The organism is Aurantimonas sp. C2-5-R2, assembly GCF_036549495.1.
GTDB classification, from domain to species: domain Bacteria; phylum Pseudomonadota; class Alphaproteobacteria; order Rhizobiales; family Rhizobiaceae; genus Aurantimonas; species Aurantimonas coralicida_A.
Genome location: NZ_JAZHLJ010000201.1, coordinates 1 through 2004, shown reverse-complemented (window position 1 = coordinate 2004; position 2004 = coordinate 1). Strand labels below are relative to the sequence as shown.

Sequence of the window (2004 nt, the reverse complement as noted above, 5' to 3'; positions counted from 1 at the left end):
AGAAACTCACCAAGGTCGTCGGCTCGCATCGTGGCCAAGGCGGATCACCGACCCTGAAAAACGCAACATCGGCGGTAGTTCGAGGTGTCCAACTCTCTGCTCGGTGTCGTCCTGCCACTACGCATGGAAGCGGCTAGCTATTCGGTCGCACTGACCGGTACGATCATGGCTGCCTACTATCTGGGGCTGGCGTTTGGAGGTCTGCATGCAAAGCGGCTAATCCTAAAGATCGGCCACATCCGCGCCTTCGCCGTCTTCGCAGCGCTGACCACAGTGACGACCTTGGCTTATTCGCAAGCGTTCACGCCAACCGTGTGGTTCATCTTGCGGATCATCAATGGATTCTGCATCGCCGGTCTGACCACTGCAATCGAAAGCTGGCTTAATGAGCGCAGCAATAACGCGACGAGAGGGCGCGTTCTGGGCCTCTACATGCTCACCTTCTATCTGGCGGTCGCGACGGGCCAAACACTGGTCAATCTCGCGAATGTCGACGGTCCTGAGCTGTTTATTCTGTCCGCCTGCCTGATAGGATTATCACTCATACCGGTGGCGCTGACGAGCCTTGGCGAGCCTAACCTCAAGCAGCACCGCCCACTGCGCACGAAAGAGTTATACGCGGCATCTCCCGTTGGATTCTTCGGTGCTGGCGTTGCGGGATTGCTGGTCGGTTCCTTCTACGCTCTCGGCATCGTCTTCGCGAGGCGTATCGGGCTCAGCGTGTCGGAAGCCGCCCTGTTTATGAGCGTCGTCGTGCTCGGTGGTCTCGCGTTTCAACTGCCTATCGGTATTCTCGCCGACCGTTATGACCGACGCGTCATCCTGGCCGGGGCCCTGATGGCGGTCGGCGTCTGCTGGGGGCTGTTGGCGCGTTCGATCTCAACGGGATCCTCGTTCTATGCCCTGCTCATTCTGGCGATAGGCTTCGGCGGAGCGATGAGCAGTGTTTATCCGATCTGCGTCGCGCAGACATTCGATCGGCTGGAGCGCAAGCATTATGTCGCAGCTGCCGGGCGTTTGCTGATGGTCTATTCGATCGGCGCGACGGTCGGACCCTTGCTCGCGTCCGCTTTAATGGCTGTCTATGGCCCTTACAGCTTTTTCGCGTTCGAGTCGGCCGTGGCCATGATCTTTGCGATCTTCTTACTCTTGCGTGTCCGGCGGCAATCGCCCTTGCCTGCGGAGCAACAGGAAATATTCGTACCGATTCCCGACGTAACGCCAGTTGCCATAGCTCTCGATCCACGTACGGATCCCGATTGATCTGCTCATCGATAGACCGCACCCCGATTGCTGGCTGGCCTGGAAGGAAAGAAACTCAACCGTCCGCAGATTCTCCTCTATTTGCGATGGAAGTCTGCCCGATACGGGTCCGCTCTCCAAGCTTCCGCGACCCTTCGCACCCCTCACGCATACCAGGACATCAGTCATAACTTCGACCCGTGAAACGAGCCGTCCGAAGCTCCGACATAATCGTATTTATAGGCGAATGCCTATGCCTCGTCGGCGATGCTTATTGTCCGGTCAAGTGGGGTGCGGTCCGACAATAAGCGCATCTCATGAGATCATGACAGCTACTCATTTGCGACGGTTAGGGCCGTTAGCTACCGTATATTTTGCGGCTGTCACTACGATAGAACTTATCGAAATTACGAGAAAAATATTCTCGGTGAGGGAAGTAGTTTCGCAATATAAGGGGTAATAAATGCTAATCGGACGCACGTTGGCTTCGCTCTCGACGGCTATCTTGTTACTTTCCGGCTCAACCGCTCTCGCGCAGGAATCGCTGTCGGTTATGAGCTTCGGCGGTGCCTATCAGGAAGCGCAACGCAAGGCTGTATTCGAAATCTACACCGCTGACACCGGCATCAAGGTCGATGAACAGGAATATGGCGGCGAGATCGCCAAGATTAAGGTGTGTAGGGCGGTGACAAATTAGGCCACGAAGCGGCGGCGAGAGGGTCGGCCGCGCCGGAGTAAAACCCGGCCAGTGGATAGGCTGTT

2 protein-coding genes are annotated in these 2004 nt (G+C 56.7%); one reads left to right on the top strand and one right to left on the bottom strand.

All coding sequences use genetic code 11. The features are described 5' to 3' along the window. The first annotated feature begins 84 nt into the window (after window positions 1–84). Window positions 85–1263 carry an MFS transporter gene (locus VQ044_RS24910; RefSeq protein WP_327650338.1) on the top strand — a complete coding sequence of 393 codons (1179 nt, stop codon included), beginning with the start codon at window positions 85–87 and terminating at the stop codon, window positions 1261–1263. Window positions 1264–1762: 499 nt separating this feature from the next. Here VQ044_RS24910 and VQ044_RS24905 read toward each other — a convergent pair. After that, a partial coding sequence (locus tag VQ044_RS24905; RefSeq protein WP_331827876.1) for a hypothetical protein occupies window positions 1763–2004 on the bottom strand: 242 nt, incomplete at its 5' end.